Source organism: Streptomyces sp. NRRL S-495, from assembly GCF_000966955.1.
Taxonomy (GTDB): domain Bacteria; phylum Actinomycetota; class Actinomycetes; order Streptomycetales; family Streptomycetaceae; genus Kitasatospora; species Kitasatospora purpeofusca.
Window position 1 is genome coordinate 1 of the sequence record NZ_JZWY01000100.1, and the last position, 17,830, is coordinate 17,830.

At 74.4% G+C, this 17,830-nt stretch carries 15 protein-coding genes; 7 read left to right on the top strand and 8 right to left on the bottom strand.

All coding sequences use genetic code 11. The features are described 5' to 3' along the window. Positions 1 to 164 precede the first annotated feature (164 nt). From VR45_RS07315 to VR45_RS07330, 4 genes are all read left to right on the top strand, one after another. Positions 165 to 1,169 carry an ABC transporter ATP-binding protein gene (locus VR45_RS07315; protein ID WP_045938853.1) on the top strand — a complete coding sequence of 335 codons (1,005 nt, stop codon included), beginning with the start codon at positions 165 to 167 and terminating at the stop codon, positions 1,167 to 1,169. Beyond that, complete coding sequence (locus VR45_RS07320; RefSeq protein WP_045938854.1) at positions 1,166 to 2,020, top strand: ABC transporter permease; 855 nt, start codon at positions 1,166 to 1,168, stop codon at positions 2,018 to 2,020. The genes VR45_RS07315 and VR45_RS07320 overlap by 4 nt, the downstream gene beginning before the upstream one ends. A gap of 98 nt (positions 2,021 to 2,118) precedes the next feature. After that, positions 2,119 to 3,345, top strand: coding sequence for a sensor histidine kinase (locus VR45_RS07325; protein ID WP_045938855.1), 1,227 nt, complete (start codon positions 2,119 to 2,121; stop codon positions 3,343 to 3,345). Positions 3,346 to 3,370: 25 nt separating this feature from the next. Further along, a complete protein-coding gene (locus VR45_RS07330) occupies positions 3,371 to 3,991 on the top strand; it encodes a response regulator transcription factor (RefSeq protein WP_030392485.1) in 621 nt (206 codons plus the stop codon). 28 nt (positions 3,992 to 4,019) lie between these two features. Here VR45_RS07330 and VR45_RS07335 read toward each other — a convergent pair whose 3' ends face one another. From VR45_RS07335 to purD, 4 genes are all read right to left on the bottom strand, one after another. Then, positions 4,020 to 4,919 carry a phosphoribosylaminoimidazolesuccinocarboxamide synthase gene (locus VR45_RS07335; protein WP_045938856.1) on the bottom strand — a complete coding sequence of 300 codons (900 nt, stop codon included), beginning with the start codon at positions 4,917 to 4,919 and terminating at the stop codon, positions 4,020 to 4,022. Positions 4,920 to 5,036: 117 nt separating this feature from the next. After that, positions 5,037 to 6,578 (bottom strand): N,N-dimethylformamidase beta subunit family domain-containing protein, encoded by a 1,542-nt coding sequence (locus tag VR45_RS07340; RefSeq protein WP_045938857.1) that lies wholly within the window; start codon positions 6,576 to 6,578, stop codon positions 5,037 to 5,039. A gap of 234 nt (positions 6,579 to 6,812) precedes the next feature. Continuing rightward, positions 6,813 to 8,390 carry a membrane protein gene (locus VR45_RS07345; protein ID WP_045938858.1) on the bottom strand — a complete coding sequence of 526 codons (1,578 nt, stop codon included), beginning with the start codon at positions 8,388 to 8,390 and terminating at the stop codon, positions 6,813 to 6,815. 676 nt (positions 8,391 to 9,066) lie between these two features. After that, a complete protein-coding gene (purD, locus tag VR45_RS07350; RefSeq protein WP_045938859.1) occupies positions 9,067 to 10,314 on the bottom strand; it encodes a phosphoribosylamine--glycine ligase in 1,248 nt (415 codons plus the stop codon). Positions 10,315 to 10,785: 471 nt separating this feature from the next. Here purD and VR45_RS07355 point away from each other — a divergent pair, with 471 nt between their 5' ends. Continuing rightward, complete coding sequence (locus VR45_RS07355) at positions 10,786 to 11,571, top strand: SLATT domain-containing protein (protein WP_045938860.1); 786 nt, start codon at positions 10,786 to 10,788, stop codon at positions 11,569 to 11,571. Positions 11,572 to 11,636: 65 nt separating this feature from the next. Here VR45_RS07355 and VR45_RS07360 read toward each other — a convergent pair whose 3' ends face one another. From VR45_RS07360 to VR45_RS07370, 3 genes are all read right to left on the bottom strand, one after another. After that, positions 11,637 to 12,284, bottom strand: coding sequence for a hypothetical protein (locus VR45_RS07360; protein WP_030392479.1), 648 nt, complete (start codon positions 12,282 to 12,284; stop codon positions 11,637 to 11,639). Between the two features lie 120 nt (positions 12,285 to 12,404). Next, a complete protein-coding gene (locus VR45_RS48390; protein WP_063772426.1) occupies positions 12,405 to 13,511 on the bottom strand; it encodes a GntR family transcriptional regulator in 1,107 nt (368 codons plus the stop codon). A 198-nt stretch (positions 13,512 to 13,709) separates the two neighbouring features. Continuing rightward, positions 13,710 to 14,507, bottom strand: coding sequence for a carbon-nitrogen family hydrolase (locus VR45_RS07370; protein WP_030392477.1), 798 nt, complete (start codon positions 14,505 to 14,507; stop codon positions 13,710 to 13,712). A gap of 175 nt (positions 14,508 to 14,682) precedes the next feature. Here VR45_RS07370 and VR45_RS07375 point away from each other — a divergent pair, with 175 nt between their 5' ends. Further along, positions 14,683 to 15,504, top strand: coding sequence for a maleylpyruvate isomerase family mycothiol-dependent enzyme (locus VR45_RS07375; RefSeq protein WP_045938861.1), 822 nt, complete (start codon positions 14,683 to 14,685; stop codon positions 15,502 to 15,504). Between the two features lie 181 nt (positions 15,505 to 15,685). Next, the gene (locus VR45_RS07380; RefSeq protein ID WP_159394141.1) at positions 15,686 to 16,492 is read left to right on the top strand and encodes a Bro-N domain-containing protein; all 807 of its coding nucleotides are present in this window, start codon (positions 15,686 to 15,688) and stop codon (positions 16,490 to 16,492) included. Positions 16,493 to 16,545: 53 nt separating this feature from the next. On the opposite strand, the gene VR45_RS07385 is transcribed toward VR45_RS07380, so the two are convergent. Further along, a partial coding sequence (locus VR45_RS07385; RefSeq protein WP_045938863.1) for an MFS transporter occupies positions 16,546 to 17,830 on the bottom strand: 1,285 nt, incomplete at its 5' end.

Consider the following 17,830-nt stretch of genomic DNA (forward strand, 5'->3'; position numbering starts at 1 on the left):
AGTGCGAAGGGTCCTCTCGGAAGAGAGGGCCCTTCGGCGTTTCCCGCCCCGGCGGAATCGCGACGGCACCCATGACATTTGTCATCGCCCACCCGTGGATCCGCACCGGGTTCCGGTGAGACCGCGCACTGCCCGCGCGGCCCGGTCGGCGGAAGGCTTGAGGCATGGAAACGAGCCAGCCCCACGCCGCCGGCGACCACGTGATCGAGGTCACCGACCTGCACCGCCACTACGGCGCCGGCAGTGACCGCTACCACGCGGTCCGCGGCGTCGACCTCACCGTCGGCCGCGGCGAGCTGTTCGCCCTGCTGGGCACCAACGGGGCCGGCAAGACCTCCACCATGGAACTCATCGAGGGCCTCGCCGCCCCGACCGAGGGCCGGGTCCGGGTGCTCGGGCACGACCCGCACCAGGAGCGGGCCGCCGTCCGCCCCCGGATCGGCATCATGCTCCAGGAGGGCGGCTTCCCCGGCGACCTCACCGTCGGCGAGACCGGCCGCGCCTGGGCCGGCATCACCAGCCACGCCCGCCCCCTGGACGAGGCGCTGGAGCTGGTCGGCCTCGGCCACCGCCGCGGCGTCCGGGTCAAGCAGCTCTCCGGCGGCGAGCGCCGCCGCCTCGACCTGGCGATGGCCCTGCTCGGACGGCCCGAGGTGCTGTTCCTGGACGAGCCGAGCACCGGCCTCGACCCGGAGGCCCGCGCCGCCGTCTGGCAGCTGGTCCGCGAGCTGCGCGCCGAGGGCACCACGGTGCTGCTCACCACGCACTACCTGGAGGAGGCCGAGGAGCTCGCCGACCGGCTGGCGATCATGCACGACGGGCAGATCGTCGCGGCCGGCACGGTGGCCGAGGTGATCGCCGGGCGCCCGTCCCGGATCGGCTTCGAGCTCCCCGCGTTCACCGGCACCTCCCTCCCGCCGCTGGCCGGCACCACGGTCACCGTCGACGGCCGGAAGGTCACCGTCAAGACGCCCGCCCTCCAGGCCACCCTGACCGAGCTGCTCGGCTGGGCCGACCGGCACGGGATCGCGCTCGGCGCCCTCGACGCCCGCAGCGCCTCGCTGGAAGAGGCCTTCCTCGCCATCGCCTCCGAGGCCGGCCACCGGCCCCCGGCCGACACCCCGGCCGCTCCCCCCGCCCGCCGCAAGCTGATCGGACTCGCCCGATGACCACCGCCACCACCACCGCCGGTCCGCAGAGCACCCGGTCCTCCGACGTCGGGCCGCGGAGCACCGTCGTCCGCCGACTGCTCGCCCTCGGCCGGGCCGAGGGGGTCCTGCTGCTCCGCAACCGGACCGCCCTGTTCACCGCCGTACTGCTGCCGGTGCTGCTGGTCGGCGGGCTCAAGAACGTCCTCGACCAGCAGGCGGAGAGCAGCCCCGGCCTGGACGTCGACTCGCTGCTGGTCAACGGCGCGGTCGGCATGGTGCTGGCCTTCGTCGTCTACTACAACCTGACCGCCGCCTATGTGGCCCGCCGCGGCGAGCTGGTCCTCAAGCGGCTGCGCACCGGGGAGGCCAGGGACATCGAGATCCTGGTCGGCACCGCCGTCCCCTCGGTCGGCCTGGCCCTGCTGATGTGCGGGGTGATCGGTGTCGTCGGCGCCACCGCCCTGGACCTCACCGCACCGGTCAACCCGCTGCTGCTGGTCGTCGGCCTGGCCCTGGCGGTCGCGACGCTGATGGCACTGGCCGCCGTCTCCAGCGCCTTCACCCGGACCGTGGAGAGCGCCGGCATCACCACCATGCCGGTCCTGCTGATCACGCAGTTCGGCTCCGGGCTGTTCGTCCCGCTGGAGGTCATGCCCGAGCGCCTCGCCGACATCTGCCGCCTGCTGCCCGCCACCCCGGCCTTCCAGCTGGTCCGGGTCGGCTGGTTCGGCACCGACGGCTCGGCCGCCCCGACCGGTTTCGCCGGCACCTGGGCCACCGCGGCTCCGCACCTGGTCACCGGGAGCGTCTGGCTCGCCCTCGCGGTCTGGGGCGCCGTCCGGTACTTCCGCTGGGAGCCGCGCCGCTGAGTGCCCGTCCGGCCGGTACCGATCCGAAGGCCCGCTCCCCGTTCGACCTCTGATATGAAGGCCGCAGCACGATCATGACGGAACGGGGAGCGGAAGAGATGGGTGTCGTGAATCCGGTGCGCGTGTGGCGGGGCCGTTCCAAGCCCCAGCGCTCCGAGCTCTACCTCCGCTGGTCGCTCTATCTGATGGCGCTGGCCCCGCTGCCGGTCACCCTGCTGATCAACTCGGCCGACCCGGAGTCCGGGGCCCACCCGGCCGCCCGGGTGTCCCTGGTGGTCGGCCTCGCCCTCACCCTGGTCACCCTGCGCGCCTACCGGACCTCGCTGGACCACTACCTGAACCGGCCCACCGACCATCTGCGCTGGCTCGCCGTCAACGGCGTCGTCGCGGTGGCCGGGTCCTGGGCGGTGCTGCTGCTCGGCCCGCGGGTCGAGCCGGTCCCCGGCGGGGAGGAGGTGGTCTTCACCCTCCCGGTCGTCAGCACCATGCTCTTCTCCGCCTTCGGCCCGGCCTCGGTCGGACTGCCCCCGCGACGGGCCGCCCTCGCCGGGGCCGGCGCCCTGGTCGCCGTCCTCCCCGCGATGCTGCTCACCGGTGCCACCCCGGGGACGTCCCTCGGGGTCCTGGTCGGCAGCGGCCTGGTGATGGTCCTCATCGGCTGCAGCTGCCGCAGCTTCGCCTGGCTCCAGTCCGTGGTCCAGGAGCTGGACACCGCCCGCGAGGCCCAGGCCCGGCTGGCCGTCGCCGAGGAGCGGCTGCGGTTCTCCCGAGACCTGCACGACGTGATGGGCCGCAACCTCACCACCATCGCGCTCAAGAGCGAGCTGGCCGTCCAGCTGGCCCGGCGCGGCCGCCCGGAGGCCGCCGAGCAGATGGCCGAGGTGCAGCAGATCGCCCAGGAGTCCCAGCGCGAGGTCCGCGACGTGGTCCGCGGCTACCGCACGGCGGCCCTGCACGCGGAGGCGGTCGGCGCCCGCGCGGTGCTCCGCTCCGCCGACGTGGTCTGCGAGATCGACCTCGGCGAGCACACCGAGGAGCTGCCGGAGGCGGTCCAGTCGGTGCTCGGCTGGGTGATCCGCGAGGCCACCACCAATGTGCTGCGGCACAGCGAGGCGGGCCACTGCTCGATCAGGCTCCGCCGCGAGGGCGGCCGGGTCCTGCTGGAGCTGGAGAATGACGGGGTGCCGGCCGTGCCGCTGCCCTCCCAGGGCGGTGGGACCGGCCTGAGCGGCCTGCGGGAACGGCTCGCCGCCCACAACGGCGAGCTGACCGTCCCGGACGCCGGGCCGGGGCTCTTCCGGCTGCTCGCCAGCGTCCCGCTCTGACCCCCGCCGTACGGAAGGCCCGCCGATGACCGACCCCGCGCCCGTCCGCGTCCTGCTCGCCGACGACGAGCACCTGATCCGCGGCGCGCTCGCCGCGCTGCTCTCCCTGGAGGAGGACATCGCCGTGGTCGCGCAGGCGGCCTCCGGCCCGGAGGCGCTGGCGATGGCCGAGGCGCACCGGCCGGACATCGCGGTGCTGGACCTCCAGATGCCCGGTCTGGACGGCATCGAGGTGGCCACCCGGCTGCGGGCGCTGCTGCCGGACTGCCGCTGCATGATCGTCACCGGTCACGGCCGCCCCGGCTATCTGAAGCGGGCGCTGGAGGTCGGCGTCCGGGGCTTCCTGCCGAAGACCGTCTCGGCGGCGGACCTGGCCGGGATCATCCGGACCGTCCGGGCCGGCGGCCGGTACGTGGATCCGGAGCTCGCGGCGGACGCGATCTCCGCCGGGGAGACACCGCTGACCCCGCGCGAGACCGATGTGCTGGAGCTGGCCGCCGACGGCACCTCGATCGCCGGGATCGCGGAACGCGCCTCGCTCTCCCAGGGCACCGTGCGCAACTACCTGTCCTCGGCCGTCGCCAAGCTGGGCGCGGAGAACCGGCACGCGGCGGTGCGGATCGCCCGCGAGCACGGCTGGATCTGACCGCCGGCCCGCGGGCGCCCGCCCGGTCTCAGACCCAGGTCAGGCCGGTGATCCGCTCGTACGCCTCGACGTACTTGGCACGGACGCGGTCGACGACCTCGGCCGGCAGCTCCGGCGGCGGCTGCTCGCTCTTCCGGTCCCAGCCGGAGGCCGGGGAGGTCAGCCAGTCGCGGATGATCTGCTTGTCGAAGGAGGGCTGGGGGTGGCCCGGCTCCCACTCGTCGGCCGGCCAGAAGCGCGAGGAGTCCGGGGTGAGCACCTCGTCGCCGATCACCAGCTCGCCGTCCAGCAGGCCGAACTCGAACTTGGTGTCGGCCAGCAGGATGCCCCGGCCGCGGGCGATGTCCCGGGCCCGGGAGTAGACGTCCAGGGTGGTCCGGCGGAGCTGGTTGGCCAGCTCGGCGCCGACCCGGCGGGCGGTCTCCTCGTAGGAGACGTTCTCGTCGTGCTCGCCGACCTCGGCCTTGAGGGCGGGGGTGTAGATCGGGGCGGGCAGCTCGGAGCCGTCGTCCAGGCCCTCGGGCAGCGCGATGCCGCAGACGGTGCGGGAGGCCCGGTACTCCTCCAGGCCGGAGCCGGCCAGGTAGCCGCGGGCGACGCACTCGACCGGCACCATGTCCAGGCTGCGGCAGACCAGGGTGCGGCCCTTCCAGTCGGCGGGGGCGCCGGCCGGGACCTCGGTGGAGACCACGTGGTTGGGCACGATGTCGGCGATCCGCTCGAACCACCACAGCGAGAGCTGGGTGAGGATGCGGCCCTTGTCCGGGATCTCGTTGGGCAGCACCCAGTCGTAGGCCGAGGTGCGGTCGCTGGCGACCATCACCAGCTCACCCGACTCGGCGCGGTACAGGTCGCGCACCTTGCCGGTGTGCAGGTGGACCAGGCCGGGCACCTGGACCGGCTCGGGCTTGGTGACAAATCCGCTCAAGATCGTCTCAGTCCTCAGGGGTCGTTCGCGGGCGTGGGGCGCGAAAGGGGAGGTCACTGGGGTCGAGTCTGTCATGGCCACCGGTCCGGCCCGGGGGCCGGACCCGGGCCGCAGCGGTCAGCCGTTCTTGCAGAGCCGGTCCAGCAGGTTCGCGGTGGCCCGCTGGATCCGCTCGTCCGTGAGCCCCGGGCGGTCCAGCGCGGGCGACCAGGCGAAGGTGCCGGAAGCGAAGACGTAGGCGCCGCTGGGGGCCCGGTAGAGCGAGGTCTCCTGGTGCCGGGTGCGGCCGGCCAGGTCCCGGTACGGGGAGTGGGCGAGCAGCACCCGCTCGCTGTGCTCGGGCAGGGCGACCCTGGGGTAGTAGCGGTCCGCCTCGCCCGCCACCAGCCCGGGCAGCTCCTCGCCCTCCTGGACACCGGTGCCGTCCCAGAGCCAGTGCGCGGTGTGCCGGGCGACCAGCGGGACCGGCGCGGCGACCCGGCCGGAGTACTGCAGTCCGAGCAGGTGCTGCTCGGGCTCGCCGGCGTCGCGCCACAGCGCGCTGGCGGCGCCGGGCACCCCGGCCGCCGGGCTGCCCGGGCCGACCTTCTGGCGCTTGCGGCAGTTGAGCATCCGGTTGGGCTCGCCGGAGGGACCGGGGCTCAGCTCGACCCGCCAGTACATGGTGTTGGCGGAGAGGAAGACCAGCGAGGTGCCACCGTCCCGGGCCCGTTCGGCGGCGCGGCGCATCGGCTCGGACCAGTACTCGTCGTGGCCGGGGAAGACCAGCGCCCGGTGCCGGGAGGCGTCGACCAGGCCGGCGTGCAGGTCGGTGGCGGTGGCGTAGGAGAGGTCGTAGCCGTAGCGCTCGGCCCAGCGGATGAAGTCGTAGGCGTGGCCGACGTGCAGCGGCAGCCCGGCCGTGGCGTGCGGCCGGTCGAAGGAGACGGTGACGGCCGCCTCGGGCTCGCCGACCAGCCGGCCGCCGTCCCAGGCGTGGTAGAGGCTGGCGCCGCTGCGGCCGTCCTCGGGGAAGAGGTTGTACGCCTGCCAGGTCACGTCGGGGAGCACCAGCAGCAGCTCGGCGGAGCGGTTCTGGTCCTCGAAGTCCCGCACCGTGAAGGGGATGTGGCTGCGGTGCAGCATGTCGGCGGTGGTGAGCACGGCGACGTAGGCGCCGGGCCGCCAGTGCTGCGGGATCTGCAGCCGCCAGGTGTGCCACCAGTGGTGGCAGGAGACGGTCCGGCCGACCACCATCGGGGCCGGCTGGGACATCCCGGCGATCAGCGGACTGGACGTCATGTGGTGGGCGCCGTCGCCCGCGTAGTGGCCGATCCGGAAGACGTCGACGGTGAACTCGCGGGGCGGATTGACGGTGACCCGCAGGTCCACCGAGCCGCCCGGGCGGACCACCCCGGCCGAGGCGAAGCCCTTGATCTGCAGTTCCTCGTCGTTGGCGCCGAGCGGGCTGCCGACCGCCGGTCTGCCCCGCACCCCGGCGGACAGCGGGCGCTGCCCGGGCGCGTCCACCGAGACGTACCAGGGCACTTCGTCGCCCTCGGCACCGGCGACGTACTGGTCCGGGCTGCGCAGCCAGGGCAGCGGGCCCTGGCCGAAGGGGTCGGAGACGCTGTGCGCGTGCGTCCCGGACTCCCAGCGGCGGTTGAGTTCGGTCCCCACGCGCGCCCCTCCCAGGTGCACCTTCGCCGGTTGGCACGTGCCTCCCGGATGTGCGTGCGGTCTAATACACCACACCGCGCTGGCGCTGCGTCACCCCACGGTAGCAACTAGTGGTGGGAATCTTCCGGGCCGTCGGACGGACGGCCTCCGGCCTGCGAAGACCCGGGGCGACCGGTCCGGCCGGGGGCGCTCAGCACCGGGGCCCGCGCCCCCGAGGGGCCGGCCGGGGCGGGGTCAGAGCCGGACCGGCTTCTCCAGCCGGACGTCCGCGGCGTCCAGCCAGGCCCGCAGCGGCCCGTCCTGGCCCTGTTCGACGGCCTGGGCGACCGGCTCGGCCAGGTCGGTGCGGCGGACCCCGCCGAGCAGCAGCACCGGGCCGTCCAGCCAGTCGAGACCGGGGACGGCACCCGCGGTGTCCACGGCGGCGCAGCAGACCATCGCGGTGACGTGGTCGACCAGGACGTCCCGCCCGGACCTGACCGGTTCGAGCAGCGGCGCGGGCGCGGTGGTGCGCGCCAGCTGGGCGGCGAGCGCGCTGGCCAGCCGCTCGCCGTCGCCGTCGGCCAGCCGGCCCAGCAGCCGGGTCAGCGTCGGGGCGACGGGGCGGGCCTGCGGGGCGAGCAGGTCCAGCGCCGACTGCAGGGCGGCGGCGCGGGCCCGCCAGCCGGCGTCCACCACCTCGGCCGGGTAGTCGACCCACTCCAGCTCGCGCCAGGCACCGGAGGCGGGCGCCCCGAAGAACAGCTCGGCGGCGAGCCGGGAGACCGCGGCGTCCACCTCGCCCGGCTCCTCCAGCAGGTCGCAGGCCGGGCGGTCGCCGAGCCGGCTGCTGTAGCCGTCGGCCAACCGGTCGCGCCGGGACAGCTCGGTGAGCGCGGCCACCACCCCGGCGTTCAGGTGCGCGGGGTGCCGGCCGAGCCGCCAGGCGGGCAGCGCGACCCGGGTGAGCAGCCGGTCCCAGCCCGCGTAGGCGAGGCCGACCTGCTCCTGGGCGGCGATCCGCAGGCCGTAGTCGACGCCGCGGGCCTGCTCGGAGGCCCAGCCGGCGACGGAGCGCTCCAGCTCGGCGGCGTGCTCGCGGCAGGCGCCCAGCAGCCGGCGGGTGATCCGGTCGGTGAGGCGGTCGGCCAGGGCGACCGGGCCCCGGCGGGGCGGGCGCGGTGCGCAGCTCCCGGGGAGTCCGGCCGGTCCGTCGGCGGGGCCGGCGTCCAGGCTGGCGTCCAGCGCGCGCAGGAAGTGCCGGGCGGCGGCGATCTCCGGGTCCGCGGCGGCCGCGGTGCCGGCCACCACCGGGGCGAGCAGCGCCCGCAGCTCACCGGCCCGCATCCACCAGAGGAACGGCGAGCCGATGACCAGCACCGGGGCGGTCGGTTCGTGGCCGGCCGCCCGGGAGCGGCGGGGCCTCGGCGTCGGCACGTCCTCCAGCCAGCTGTCGCAGTCCGGGGTGAGCGCCACGGCGGACGGCGCGGGGACCTCCAGCCGGTCCGCCAGTTCGTCGATCAGCCGGTACAGCTCGGGGGCCTGGGCGCGGTCCAGCGGCACGGCCGGGGTCTGCGGCGGGACGGCCCGGCGGTAGGCGCGGGCGGCCAGCCCGGCCACCAGGAGGGTCAGCGCGGCCACCGCGCAGACCGTCCAGCGGGCGATGTCCCAGCCCGCCCCGTCGGGGGAGCCCGGGGCACCGATCCGCCCGGTGAACCGGCCGGCGAGCAGCACCACCGCGGTGGCGGCGGGCAGCGCGGCGGCGGCCAGGGCGAGACCCCGGATCCGCAGGACCGCCTGGGCGTGAGCGCGCGCGGTGTCGACAGCGGCCATACGGTGCGGCACCCCCTTCGGAGCCCTGGGGCACCCGTGAGGGGCCCTGAGCCGATTCGAAACGATCAGTTCCGACCGGGAATCGGTGGTGTCCGAGCCCCGGTAGTACATGCTGCGTGGCGCTTCCGACATTTTCGACGCCCGGGTCCGGGTGGGCGTTCCGGATCGACCCGGTTTCCACTCGTCCCGGTGACACCGCCCGAAAACCGGACGACCGCCCCCGGGAAGCGCCCGGCGGGTCCGGTCCGGCCGGACGCCGTCCAGCATCCCCCCGCACGACCACCGTTACCCGGCGGCGGCCGGAAGCGGCCCGACCTGTGGTGCCGTGGTCCAGCGCACCATAAGGCCGGGCGGCCGGTTACGTCAGCTGGATGCGGTCGCTGTCACTCGATGGGCTGGATTCCGGGGACCGAACGGTGTGGCGGCACCGGGTGTCGCTCCCGTCCCACCCGGCCCGGAAACGCCGGGGCGCGCTGCGGCCATGGGGGTTGTCCACGAGGTGCGGGGGAGGGCGCGGGGGCTCCCCGGGCGTCCGCGCCGGGGCTCGCGCCGGGCGGGCCCGCGGGGCGGCGCCGACGGCCGCCGACGGGGCGGGAGGGCGCGGCCAGGAACGCCCGGGCCCCCGGCGCGCGGAGGCGTGCCGGGGGCCCGGGGACGGAACGGGGGCGGGCGGCCGCTACTGCGCGGCCTTCAGGGCGATGTCCCCGCGGTGCTGGCCGCCGGCCAGCGAGATCCGCCCGACCGAGCGGTACGCCCGCTCGCGCGCCTCGACGAGGTCGCCACCGGTCGCGGTGACGGACAGCACCCGGCCCCCGGCGCTCAGCACCCGGCCGTCGCCGTCCGCCTTCGTCCCGGCGTGCAGCACGTACGCGGTGCCGTCGGCGGCCTCGGCCTCGGCCAGGCCCTCGATCGGGTCTCCGGTGCGCGGCGCCGCCGGGTAGCCCTCGGCGGCGATCACCACGGTGACCGCGGCGCCCTCGTCCCAGCGCAGCGGCTCCAGCTGGTCCAGGGTGCCGGTGGCCGAGGCGTGCAGCACGCCCGCCAGCGGGGTGCGCAGCCGGGCCAGCACGACCTGGGTCTCCGGGTCGCCGAAACGTGCGTTGAACTCGATCACCCGGGTGCCGCGCGAGGTCAGCGCCAGACCGGCGTAGAGCAGGCCGGAGAACGGGGTGCCGCGGCGGCGCAGCTCGTCCACGGTCGGCTGCAGCACGGTCGCCAGGACGTCCTCGACCAGGCCCTCGGGAGCCCAGGGCAGCGGCGAGTAGGCGCCCATGCCGCCGGTGTTGGGACCCTGGTCGCCGTCCAGGGCGCGCTTGAAGTCCTGGGCGGGCTGGAGCGGGAGGACGGTGGTGCCGTCGGTGATCGCGAACAGCGAGACCTCGGGGCCGTCCAGGTACTCCTCGATCACCACCCTCTCGCAGGCCTCGGCGTGGGCCAGCGCCTCCGCGCGGTCGGAGGTGACCACGACGCCCTTGCCGGCGGCCAGGCCGTCGTCCTTGACCACGTAGGGCGGGCCGAAGGCGTCCAGGGCCTCGGCGGCCTCGGCGGCGGTGGTGCAGACGTAGGAGCGGGCGGTGGGTACGCCGGCGCCGGCCATCACGTCCTTGGCGAAGGCCTTGGAGCCCTCCAGCAGGGCGGCCTCCGCGGACGGGCCGAACACCGGGATGCCGGCCGCGCGCACGGCGTCGGCGACGCCCGCGACCAGCGGGGCCTCCGGGCCGACCACGACCAGTTCGGCGCCGAGCCGCCCGGCGAGCGCGGTGACCTGCGCGCCGTCGAGCTGGTCGACCGGGTGGACCGTCGCCACCTGCGCGATCCCGGCGTTGCCCGGGGCACAGTGCAGCTCGGTCACGGCGGGATCTTGGGACAGAGAGCGGCACAGGGCGTGTTCGCGGGCGCCGCCGCCGATGACGAGGACCTTCACGCTGGGTAAGGGTAGTCGGTGGCCGGTTCCGGCCGCTCTCCGGTCCCGTAGGAAGAGACAATCGAGGGGGTCGGGTACACGCACGGCCTCGGAGGATCATCCAGTCCCGGGGGTGCCGGAGTCGCCCCGCGGTGCCCGGGTCAGGACAGCGGGTCACCGACGACTCCCTCGGACGGGTGAAATCCCGCCGACCGCCGCAACCCTCCCACCTCGGGATCCGGTGGCCGAATCCGATAACGATCATTGGTGAAGCGCCCCCATGATCAGCCATTTGGCGGTAAGAAGTGCTGTTGGACCACCGCCGGCGGCCGCCGGCGGTACCGCCCCGGGACACCCGCACCCGCCCCGGAACGGCGGCGTGTTCGGCGCGTTGTCCGGCGTTTCACCGGCCGTCAGGCCGACGACACGTCAGTCCGCGCGGAGTCGGGACCAGCCAGACCAGCCGTCCGCCCGCCACAGGGAGCCCCACAGGTGAGCCAGCCGGAAATGCAGCCCGAGGAGAGTGCCTGGGGCAAGGAGATCGGCGAGGAGGATCCGCCCGCCGCGACCCTCGCGCACCGCGCGTCGACCCGCCACCGCTCCGACCTGAGCGCCCGCCAGTTCCCGCTCGGGGACTGGGGGGAGCCCGCCGAGCGGCTGGAGGAGCTGTACCGCTGGTCCGAGGAGCGGGCGGTCGAGGCGATCGACTGGTACCGCCGCGACCGGATCTGGAAGCGCCGCTGGGCCCGGCTGCTGCGCTTCGGCACGACCGGCTTCGCGGTCGGCGGGGTCACCGCCCCGCTGGTCGACCTCACCGGCACGGTCGCCCACGCCGCCGACTGGGGCTACGTCGGGCTGGCGCTGGCCGGCGCCTGCTACGGCGCGGACCGGGCGTTCGGACTGACCTCCGGCTGGATGCGCGACGTCTCCACCGCCCAGGCGCTGCAGCGGCGGCTGGAGGCCTTCCAGTTCGACTGGGCGTCGGAGTGCGTCCGGGAGGTGCTCGGCCCCACCGAGGGGACCGCGGGCGAGGCCGCCGAGCGGTGCCTCGGGGTGCTGCGGCGGTTCTGCGAGGACGTCTCGGACATGGTCCGCACGGAGACCTCGGAGTGGATGCTGGAGTTCCGGGCCGGGATGACCCGGCTGCCCACCCAGGCCTCCGGCAGCTGGGGCGGGCGTACCGAGCCGGGTGTCGGGGCCCAGGTCCGGGTGCTGCCGCCGCCGGGAGCCAGGCCCACCATGCCGCGCCAGCGGCCGCCGGAGGGGCCGCTGCGGTAGCGGGGCGGGCGGTCCGGGCGCGGGCGGCGGCCGACCGTAGCTGGTCGGCGGTCGTGGCCTGTGGCTCAGGCGAAGACGACCATCGAGCCCTGGTGCAGGCTCCGGGTCGCCGCCGCGTACAGGCCCGCCCAGGCGTGCCGCTCCCGGGCGAACGGGTGCAGGTCGTCCAGCGGCGGTCCGAACGGCTGCTCCAGGCCGGTCGGACCGAGCGGCCTGGTCGGCGCCGGCGGGTCGAGCGGGTCGATGCCCAGCGCCGGGGCCACCGCCTGGAGCTCGCGCAGCAGCCCGTGGCTGGAGCCGAGCGGCCCGCCCGAGGCCAGCAGCGACTCCTCCACCAGCGGGGCGGCGAACTCGATCGGCACATAGGCGCCGGCGTGGTCGAAGTGCCAGACCAGGTGCGACTGCTCGGCGCTGCTCTCGAACATCTCCAGCAGCTGCTCGTAGTCCCCGCCCAGCGCGTCCACCGGCGTGATGTCCAGGCCGGTGAGGCCCAGCAGGTAGGCCCGGCGCAGGAAGTGCAGCGAGTCGTAGTCGAAGGCGGCTATCGGCTCGACCGCCCCGCTGAGTCCCGGCACGTACCGGTAGACCGGCATCTCGGGCAGGCCGTTGTCGGCCAGCACCCGGTTGTAGAGCGCGAGGTCGTCCCGGAACGGGTTGTCGGGGCTGTGGCTCAGTACGTCCACCAGCGGGACGAGCCAGAGGTCGCAGGCCATGGGCCGGCTCTTCCTCTCCGGGCGGCGGGAACCGGCCGCGCGGCGGCGGACGGCGGATGGGCGGGGGTCGGTACCCGGACGGTCGGTACGAGGAGCGGCCGGGACGAACGACCGCCCACCCTACCGGCCCGGCGCGCGATGCGGATCGGGCCGTCCCTCGGGCAGTTGGCCGGACGGCGGTTCGGGCAGCCGGCGGCCGAACCGTCCGTACGGGACCGACCTCGGCTGCGGCACCAGGCCGAGGCCCAGGCCCAGCTCACGGCCCAGCTCGCGGCCGAGGTCGCGCTCCCGGCCCCGGGCACCGCCGTCCTCCCGGCCCGGCTCCGCCGGGTGGTGCGCGGTACCCGGCGCCGGCTGCTCCGGCCCGCTGCCGCCCTCGGTCCGCGGACTCTGCGCGGCACTCTCCGGCCGCGGCGCGCTCCCGGCCTCCGCGTCCTCACCGGTCCGGGGCGCCACCGGGCCGTCCTGACCCCCGGGGCCGCCCGGTGCGGCGACCGGGCGCCCGGTCAGCAGCGGCAGCACTCCCACCGTCTCCACCGGCTGCCCGGCCAGCTCGGCCAGCAGTCCGACGGTGAAGAGGTTGTACTCGCAGACGATCCGGTGCACACGCGACACGTCGCGCGCCTCGATCGCGTCCACCAGGTCGAGGTGGCTGTCCCAGCAGACCCCGTCCAGCTGCGGCATCGACCGCAGGTACCGCGCGGCGAACATCCACGACTGCACCCGCAGCCAGTCCAGGTAGTCGGCGATCCGGCGGTTGCCCAGCAGGCCGGCGACCTCCTGCCAGAACCGGCGGTCGCAGCCCACCATCACGTCCAGGTTGCCCGACCGGGCCGCCCGCACCGCGGCGTCCGCCCGGCGGCGCAGCGAGGGCAGCCGGCTGTCGTCCGGCGGGCCGGGGTTCACGGCCAGTCGGCGGAAGTAACTGTCGGTGATCAGCACCCGGGACTCGAAGATCTCCCGGAAGTCGTCCCAGCCGAACTCGGGAACGGTGAAGCCCCGGTGGTGCTCGGCCCGGAGCAGCCCCTGCGCGGCGAGGTCGACCAGCGCCTCGCGGGCCGGGGTCGCCGAGACCCCGTAGAGCTCGGCGATCTCCTTGACGGTGAAGTTCCGCCCGGCCGCGAGCCGGCCGGCCATCATCTCCTCGCGCAGCGCGCCCGCGATCTGCTCGCGCAGGCTGTTGCGCTGGATCACTGGACGGGTGCCGCCCGCACCGGTGCCGAACATGCGCGCGACCTCCTCGGGCGGGCTGGCGGCCGGACGGGACAGACCGGCGGAAGAACGGCTGGTAACACGACGAGGGCTCATCTTCTCAAAAAGGACACGGCCGTGTACAAGCCCCCCACATGCGCCCGTCCGCGCCCCTGCCTCCTGAAGTCCTGTCCTCGCTCCTGACCTGCTCCGACTCCTCCCGAGGGGGTGTCGTCAGCGCTGGACCGGTGCCGGGATGCCGAGCAGCCGGTCCCGGTGCACCGGGAACTCCGCCCGCGCCTTGGCCACCTCGGCCGGATCGAACTCCACGGTCAGCACCTCCTCCCCGGGCCCCGCCTCGGCCAGCACCCGGCCCCACGGGTCCACCGCGATGCTGTGGCCGGCCTGCTCGACCCCGCCGTGCGTGCCCGCCGTGTTGCAGGCCAGGACGTACGCCTGCTCCTCCACCGCGCGCGCCCGGTTCAGCAGCGTCCAGTGCTCCCGCCGCCGCGCCGGCCAGGCCGCCGGGACCACCAGCACCTGCGCACCGGCGTCCAGCAGCGCCCGGAACAGCTCCGGGAAGCGCAGGTCGTAACAGGTCGCCAGGCCCAGCGTGCCGACGTCGGTGGCCGCGGTGACGATCTCCTGACCGGCGCCCATCACCACCGCCTCACCGCTGTCGAAGCCGAAGCGGTGGATCTTGCGGTAGGTGTGCACCAGCTCGCCGTCCGGGGCGAACAGCAGTGAGGTGTTGTAGATCGGCCCGTCCGGATCGCGCTCGACGATCGAACCGGCGTGCAGCCAGACGCCCGCCGCCTTCGCCGCCGCCGCCATCGCGTCCGAGGTCGGCCCGTCCAGCGCCTCGGCGCCGTCCGACCAGAGGTCGTAGGCGAAGCCGCCGAGCGCCCACAGCTCGGGCAGGACCACCAGGTCGGATCCCCGCTGGGCCCGTACCAGGGCGGCCGCACGGGCCCGCCGTTCGGCCGGGGGCTCCGTGTCGGAGACCGCGAGTTGGATCAATGAAGCGCGCACAGTACCACCGTCCACGGCAAGAGTCCTACGATCGTCACCCGAAAGCGCTGCCCTGCTCTCACCCGGCAGCGTAACGTGCGGTTAGCGTGTGCGCCCGGGACCCGGACCTTCCCGACCGGTCCCGGAGCGCGCGGACACGCGTGGCAAGGCAGCTGACGGAGGGCCGGAGATTCCCGTGACGGACAACCAGACCGTGCAGGCGTACACCGACGCGTGGACGCAGTCCATCGAGGCGATATCCGAACTGGTGGCACCCCTGCCGGAGGGCTCCTGGAACCGGGCCACCGAGTGCCCCGGCTGGTCGGTCCGGGACATCGTCTCGCACGTGATCGCCGTCGAGTCCGAACTCCTCGGCGACCCGCGCCCGATCCACTCACTGCCCCGCGACCTGCTGCACGTCACCACCGACGCCGCCCGCTACCTCGAACTGCCCGTCGACAAGCGCCGCTGCCACACCGCGCTGGAGATGACCGGCGAGCTGGACTACACGATCATCCGCCGCTCCCGGGCACTGCGGAACGCCAAGCAGCTCCCGAACGAGCCGGTCCGCTGGCCGGCCGGCCCGCAGAGCCGCGACATCCCGTACCACGAGCTGCTCCGGCTGCGCGCCTTCGACGTCTGGGTGCACGAGCAGGACCTCCGCCGCGCCCTCGGCACGCCGGGCAACCTCGACTCCCCGGCCGCGCTGGTCGCCCGTGACGTCCTGCTCCAGGGCCTGCCGAAGGCCGTCGCCAACCGGGCCGGCGCCCCGGCCGGCAGCACCGTGGTCGTCGACGTCACCGGCCCGGTCGAGTTCCTGCGCACCGTCCGGGTCGACTCCTCCGGCCGCGGCAGCGTGGACGAGTCCATCAGCCTGGCCCCCGACGTCCAGCTCACCCTCGACTGGGAGACCTACGTCCGCCTCGCCTGCGGCCGCGGCCGCCCCGGCTCGGTGATCGTCGAGGGCGACCGGGAGCTCGCCGACCGGGTCCTGGCCAACTTCTCCGTCACCCCGTAGCCCCTCTGTTCACTCGCCCGGCGTACACGCATCGTGCACGCCGGGCGAGTGCGCCTCGTGCTCCCGTACGGCACATTGGAACCAGTACCCCCCCCCCTGTTCGCCGTCGTTGTTCCGGGCAGCGTCACCCGGAAGAAGGAGGGGCGTCCAGATGGACGACGAACAGACGGTGCAGGGGCGGATGGAGCTGGTCCGGTCGAGCTTCCCGGTCACGGGTCAGCCGATCAGGGTCGTGATGATCGACGGCGAGCCGTGGTTCGTCACGGCGGACGTGTGCACGGTGCTGGGCCGTGGCAGCGCGAGCCGTGCGAGCAAGACCCTGGACGGCAAAGAGACACGGACTGTGGACATGCGGCTCGTATGCCTGACTAAGAGTCAGGCATACGACGTTTCCGCAGGTCAGAAACTGCACAGTCGCGGAAATCCACGCTTGAACGTGATCAGCGAGGCCGGCCTCTACATGCTGATCATGCGGTCGAACAGGGCAGCCGGCCAGTCGTTCCAGGAGTGGGTCACCCGGGAGCTTCTCCCCTCCATCCGTCGGGGGGACACCGACATCCCCACCCAGCAGCGGCGGATGGCGGAGACACTCAGCGAGGCGATCGGGCAGCAGGTGTACCTCGTCGCACGGATCGAACACGAGGACTGGCCGGGCCTGACCGTCCACTCCGACGGCACGGTCCACTGCCGCCACGGGACGATGGCCCTCCAGCTGCCCGGCCCGGACGACAGCGGGCCGCCGTTCGGCCCGTACTTCGAGTGCCCGGGCGAGGAGCACGTCGGGATCCGGGGCAGCCGGGTCGTCCCAGGTTGTCCGAAGTTGCGGATCGTCGACCTGGTCCGGATGCGGGACGAGGCCCGGTCCGGGCCGGAACCCGGAACCACACCCGCCGGCGGCCACGAGAACGTACTGGTGGAGATGCACGGTGCACGGATCTTCGGCACACCGCCGCAGATCGCCGAGTTCATGCGCGAGTACCGAGGCTGACGGAAATGGGGGCAACCCTCGGTAGGACCGAGGGTTGCCCCCATTTCCGCAGGTCAAAAACCCTGGACCGCCGCCGCCGCGAGCCTCCGCCGCAGCCGCAGGATCATCACGGTGCCCACCGCCATCGGCACGTACTGCCAGCAGAAGGCCCAGCGGAAGGCGCTCGCCGAGTACCCGCCCGCCCCGGCCGGGGTGAGGGCGTCGAGCAGGACGCCGATGCCGAACAGGGTGATCATCGTGCCGATGAAGCCGCCCATGTTGACGATGCCGGAGGCGGTGCCGAGGCGTTCGACGGGGTTGCGGGCGCGGGCGTAGTCGAGGCCGACCAGTGAGGCGGGGCCATTGCTGCCCATCACCAGGATGATCGAGACCAGCAGCCAGAGCGGCGGGTGACCCTCGGGCCAGGCGAGGGTCACCGCCCACAGCAGCGAGGTGACACCGATGGTGGTGAGCACGATCGGCATCCGGGCCCGGGAGGTCCGGGAGAGCAGTCGGCCGAAGAGGAAGCCGAAGCTCATGTTGGCGAGCACCAGCAGGGTGAGCAGCCCGCCCGCCTCGGTGCGGGTCATACCCTGGGCCTGGACCAGGTAGGGCAGGCCCCACAGCAGGCCGAAGGCGTTGCCGGGGAACTGCGTGGTGAAGTGGATCCAGAGCCCGAGCCGGGTGCCCGGCTCCTGCCAGGCGTCCCGGATCTGTCGGCGGACAGCGGGGCGGGGCCGTCCGGCCGGTGCGGCGGCCGGTGCGGCGCCCTCCGGCGATTCGCGGAGGAAGAGCGCGACGAGCGCGAAGACGGCGATGCCGAGCAGGGCGATGGCGGTGAAGGTGGGCGTCCAGCCCTCGCTGTGCAGGGCCTGGGCGAGGACGACGGTGGTCACCAGGTTGCCGCTCATCCCGGCGAGGCCGGTCAGCTGGGCGACGAGCGGGTTCTTCGCGGCGGGGAACCAACGGGCGGCGATCCGCAGCACGCTGATGAACGTCATGGCGTCGCCGCAGCCGAGCACGGCCCGGGAGGCGAGCGCGGGGCCGAAGGCGTCGGAGAAGGCGAAGGCGAGCTGGCCGGTGCTGAGCAGCAGGACGCCGAGCAGCAGGACCTTGCGCGGGCCGAACCGGTCGACCAGCACGCCGACGGGTATCTGCATGGCCGCGTAGACGAGGACCTGGAGGATCGAGAAGGTGGAGAGCGCCGAGGCGCCGATCCCGAAGCGGTCGGCGGCGTCCAGACCGGCGACGCCGAGGCTGGTGCGGTGGATGACGGCCAGGACGTAGACGCTGGCCCCGATGGACCAGGCGATCCAGGCGGCCCGGCCCCCGGGCGGCTGTCGGGGGCCGGTGGCGGGG

What these genes read in the sequence shown, in the direction of transcription:
- VR45_RS07315 (WP_045938853.1), top strand. Translation starts at nt 165, where the DNA reads ATGGAAACGAGCCAGCCCCACGCCGCCGGCGACCACGTGATCGAGGTC.
- VR45_RS07320 (WP_045938854.1), top strand. Translation starts at nt 1,166, where the DNA reads ATGACCACCGCCACCACCACCGCCGGTCCGCAGAGCACCCGGTCCTCC.
- VR45_RS07325 (WP_045938855.1), top strand. Translation starts at nt 2,119, where the DNA reads ATGGGTGTCGTGAATCCGGTGCGCGTGTGGCGGGGCCGTTCCAAGCCC.
- VR45_RS07330 (WP_030392485.1), top strand. Translation starts at nt 3,371, where the DNA reads ATGACCGACCCCGCGCCCGTCCGCGTCCTGCTCGCCGACGACGAGCAC.
- VR45_RS07345 (WP_045938858.1), bottom strand. Translation starts at nt 8,390, where the DNA reads ATGGCCGCTGTCGACACCGCGCGCGCTCACGCCCAGGCGGTCCTGCGG.
- VR45_RS07360 (WP_030392479.1), bottom strand. Translation starts at nt 12,284, where the DNA reads ATGGCCTGCGACCTCTGGCTCGTCCCGCTGGTGGACGTACTGAGCCAC.
- VR45_RS48390 (WP_063772426.1), bottom strand. Translation starts at nt 13,511, where the DNA reads ATGTTCGGCACCGGTGCGGGCGGCACCCGTCCAGTGATCCAGCGCAAC.
- VR45_RS07380 (WP_159394141.1), top strand. Translation starts at nt 15,686, where the DNA reads ATGGAGCTGGTCCGGTCGAGCTTCCCGGTCACGGGTCAGCCGATCAGG.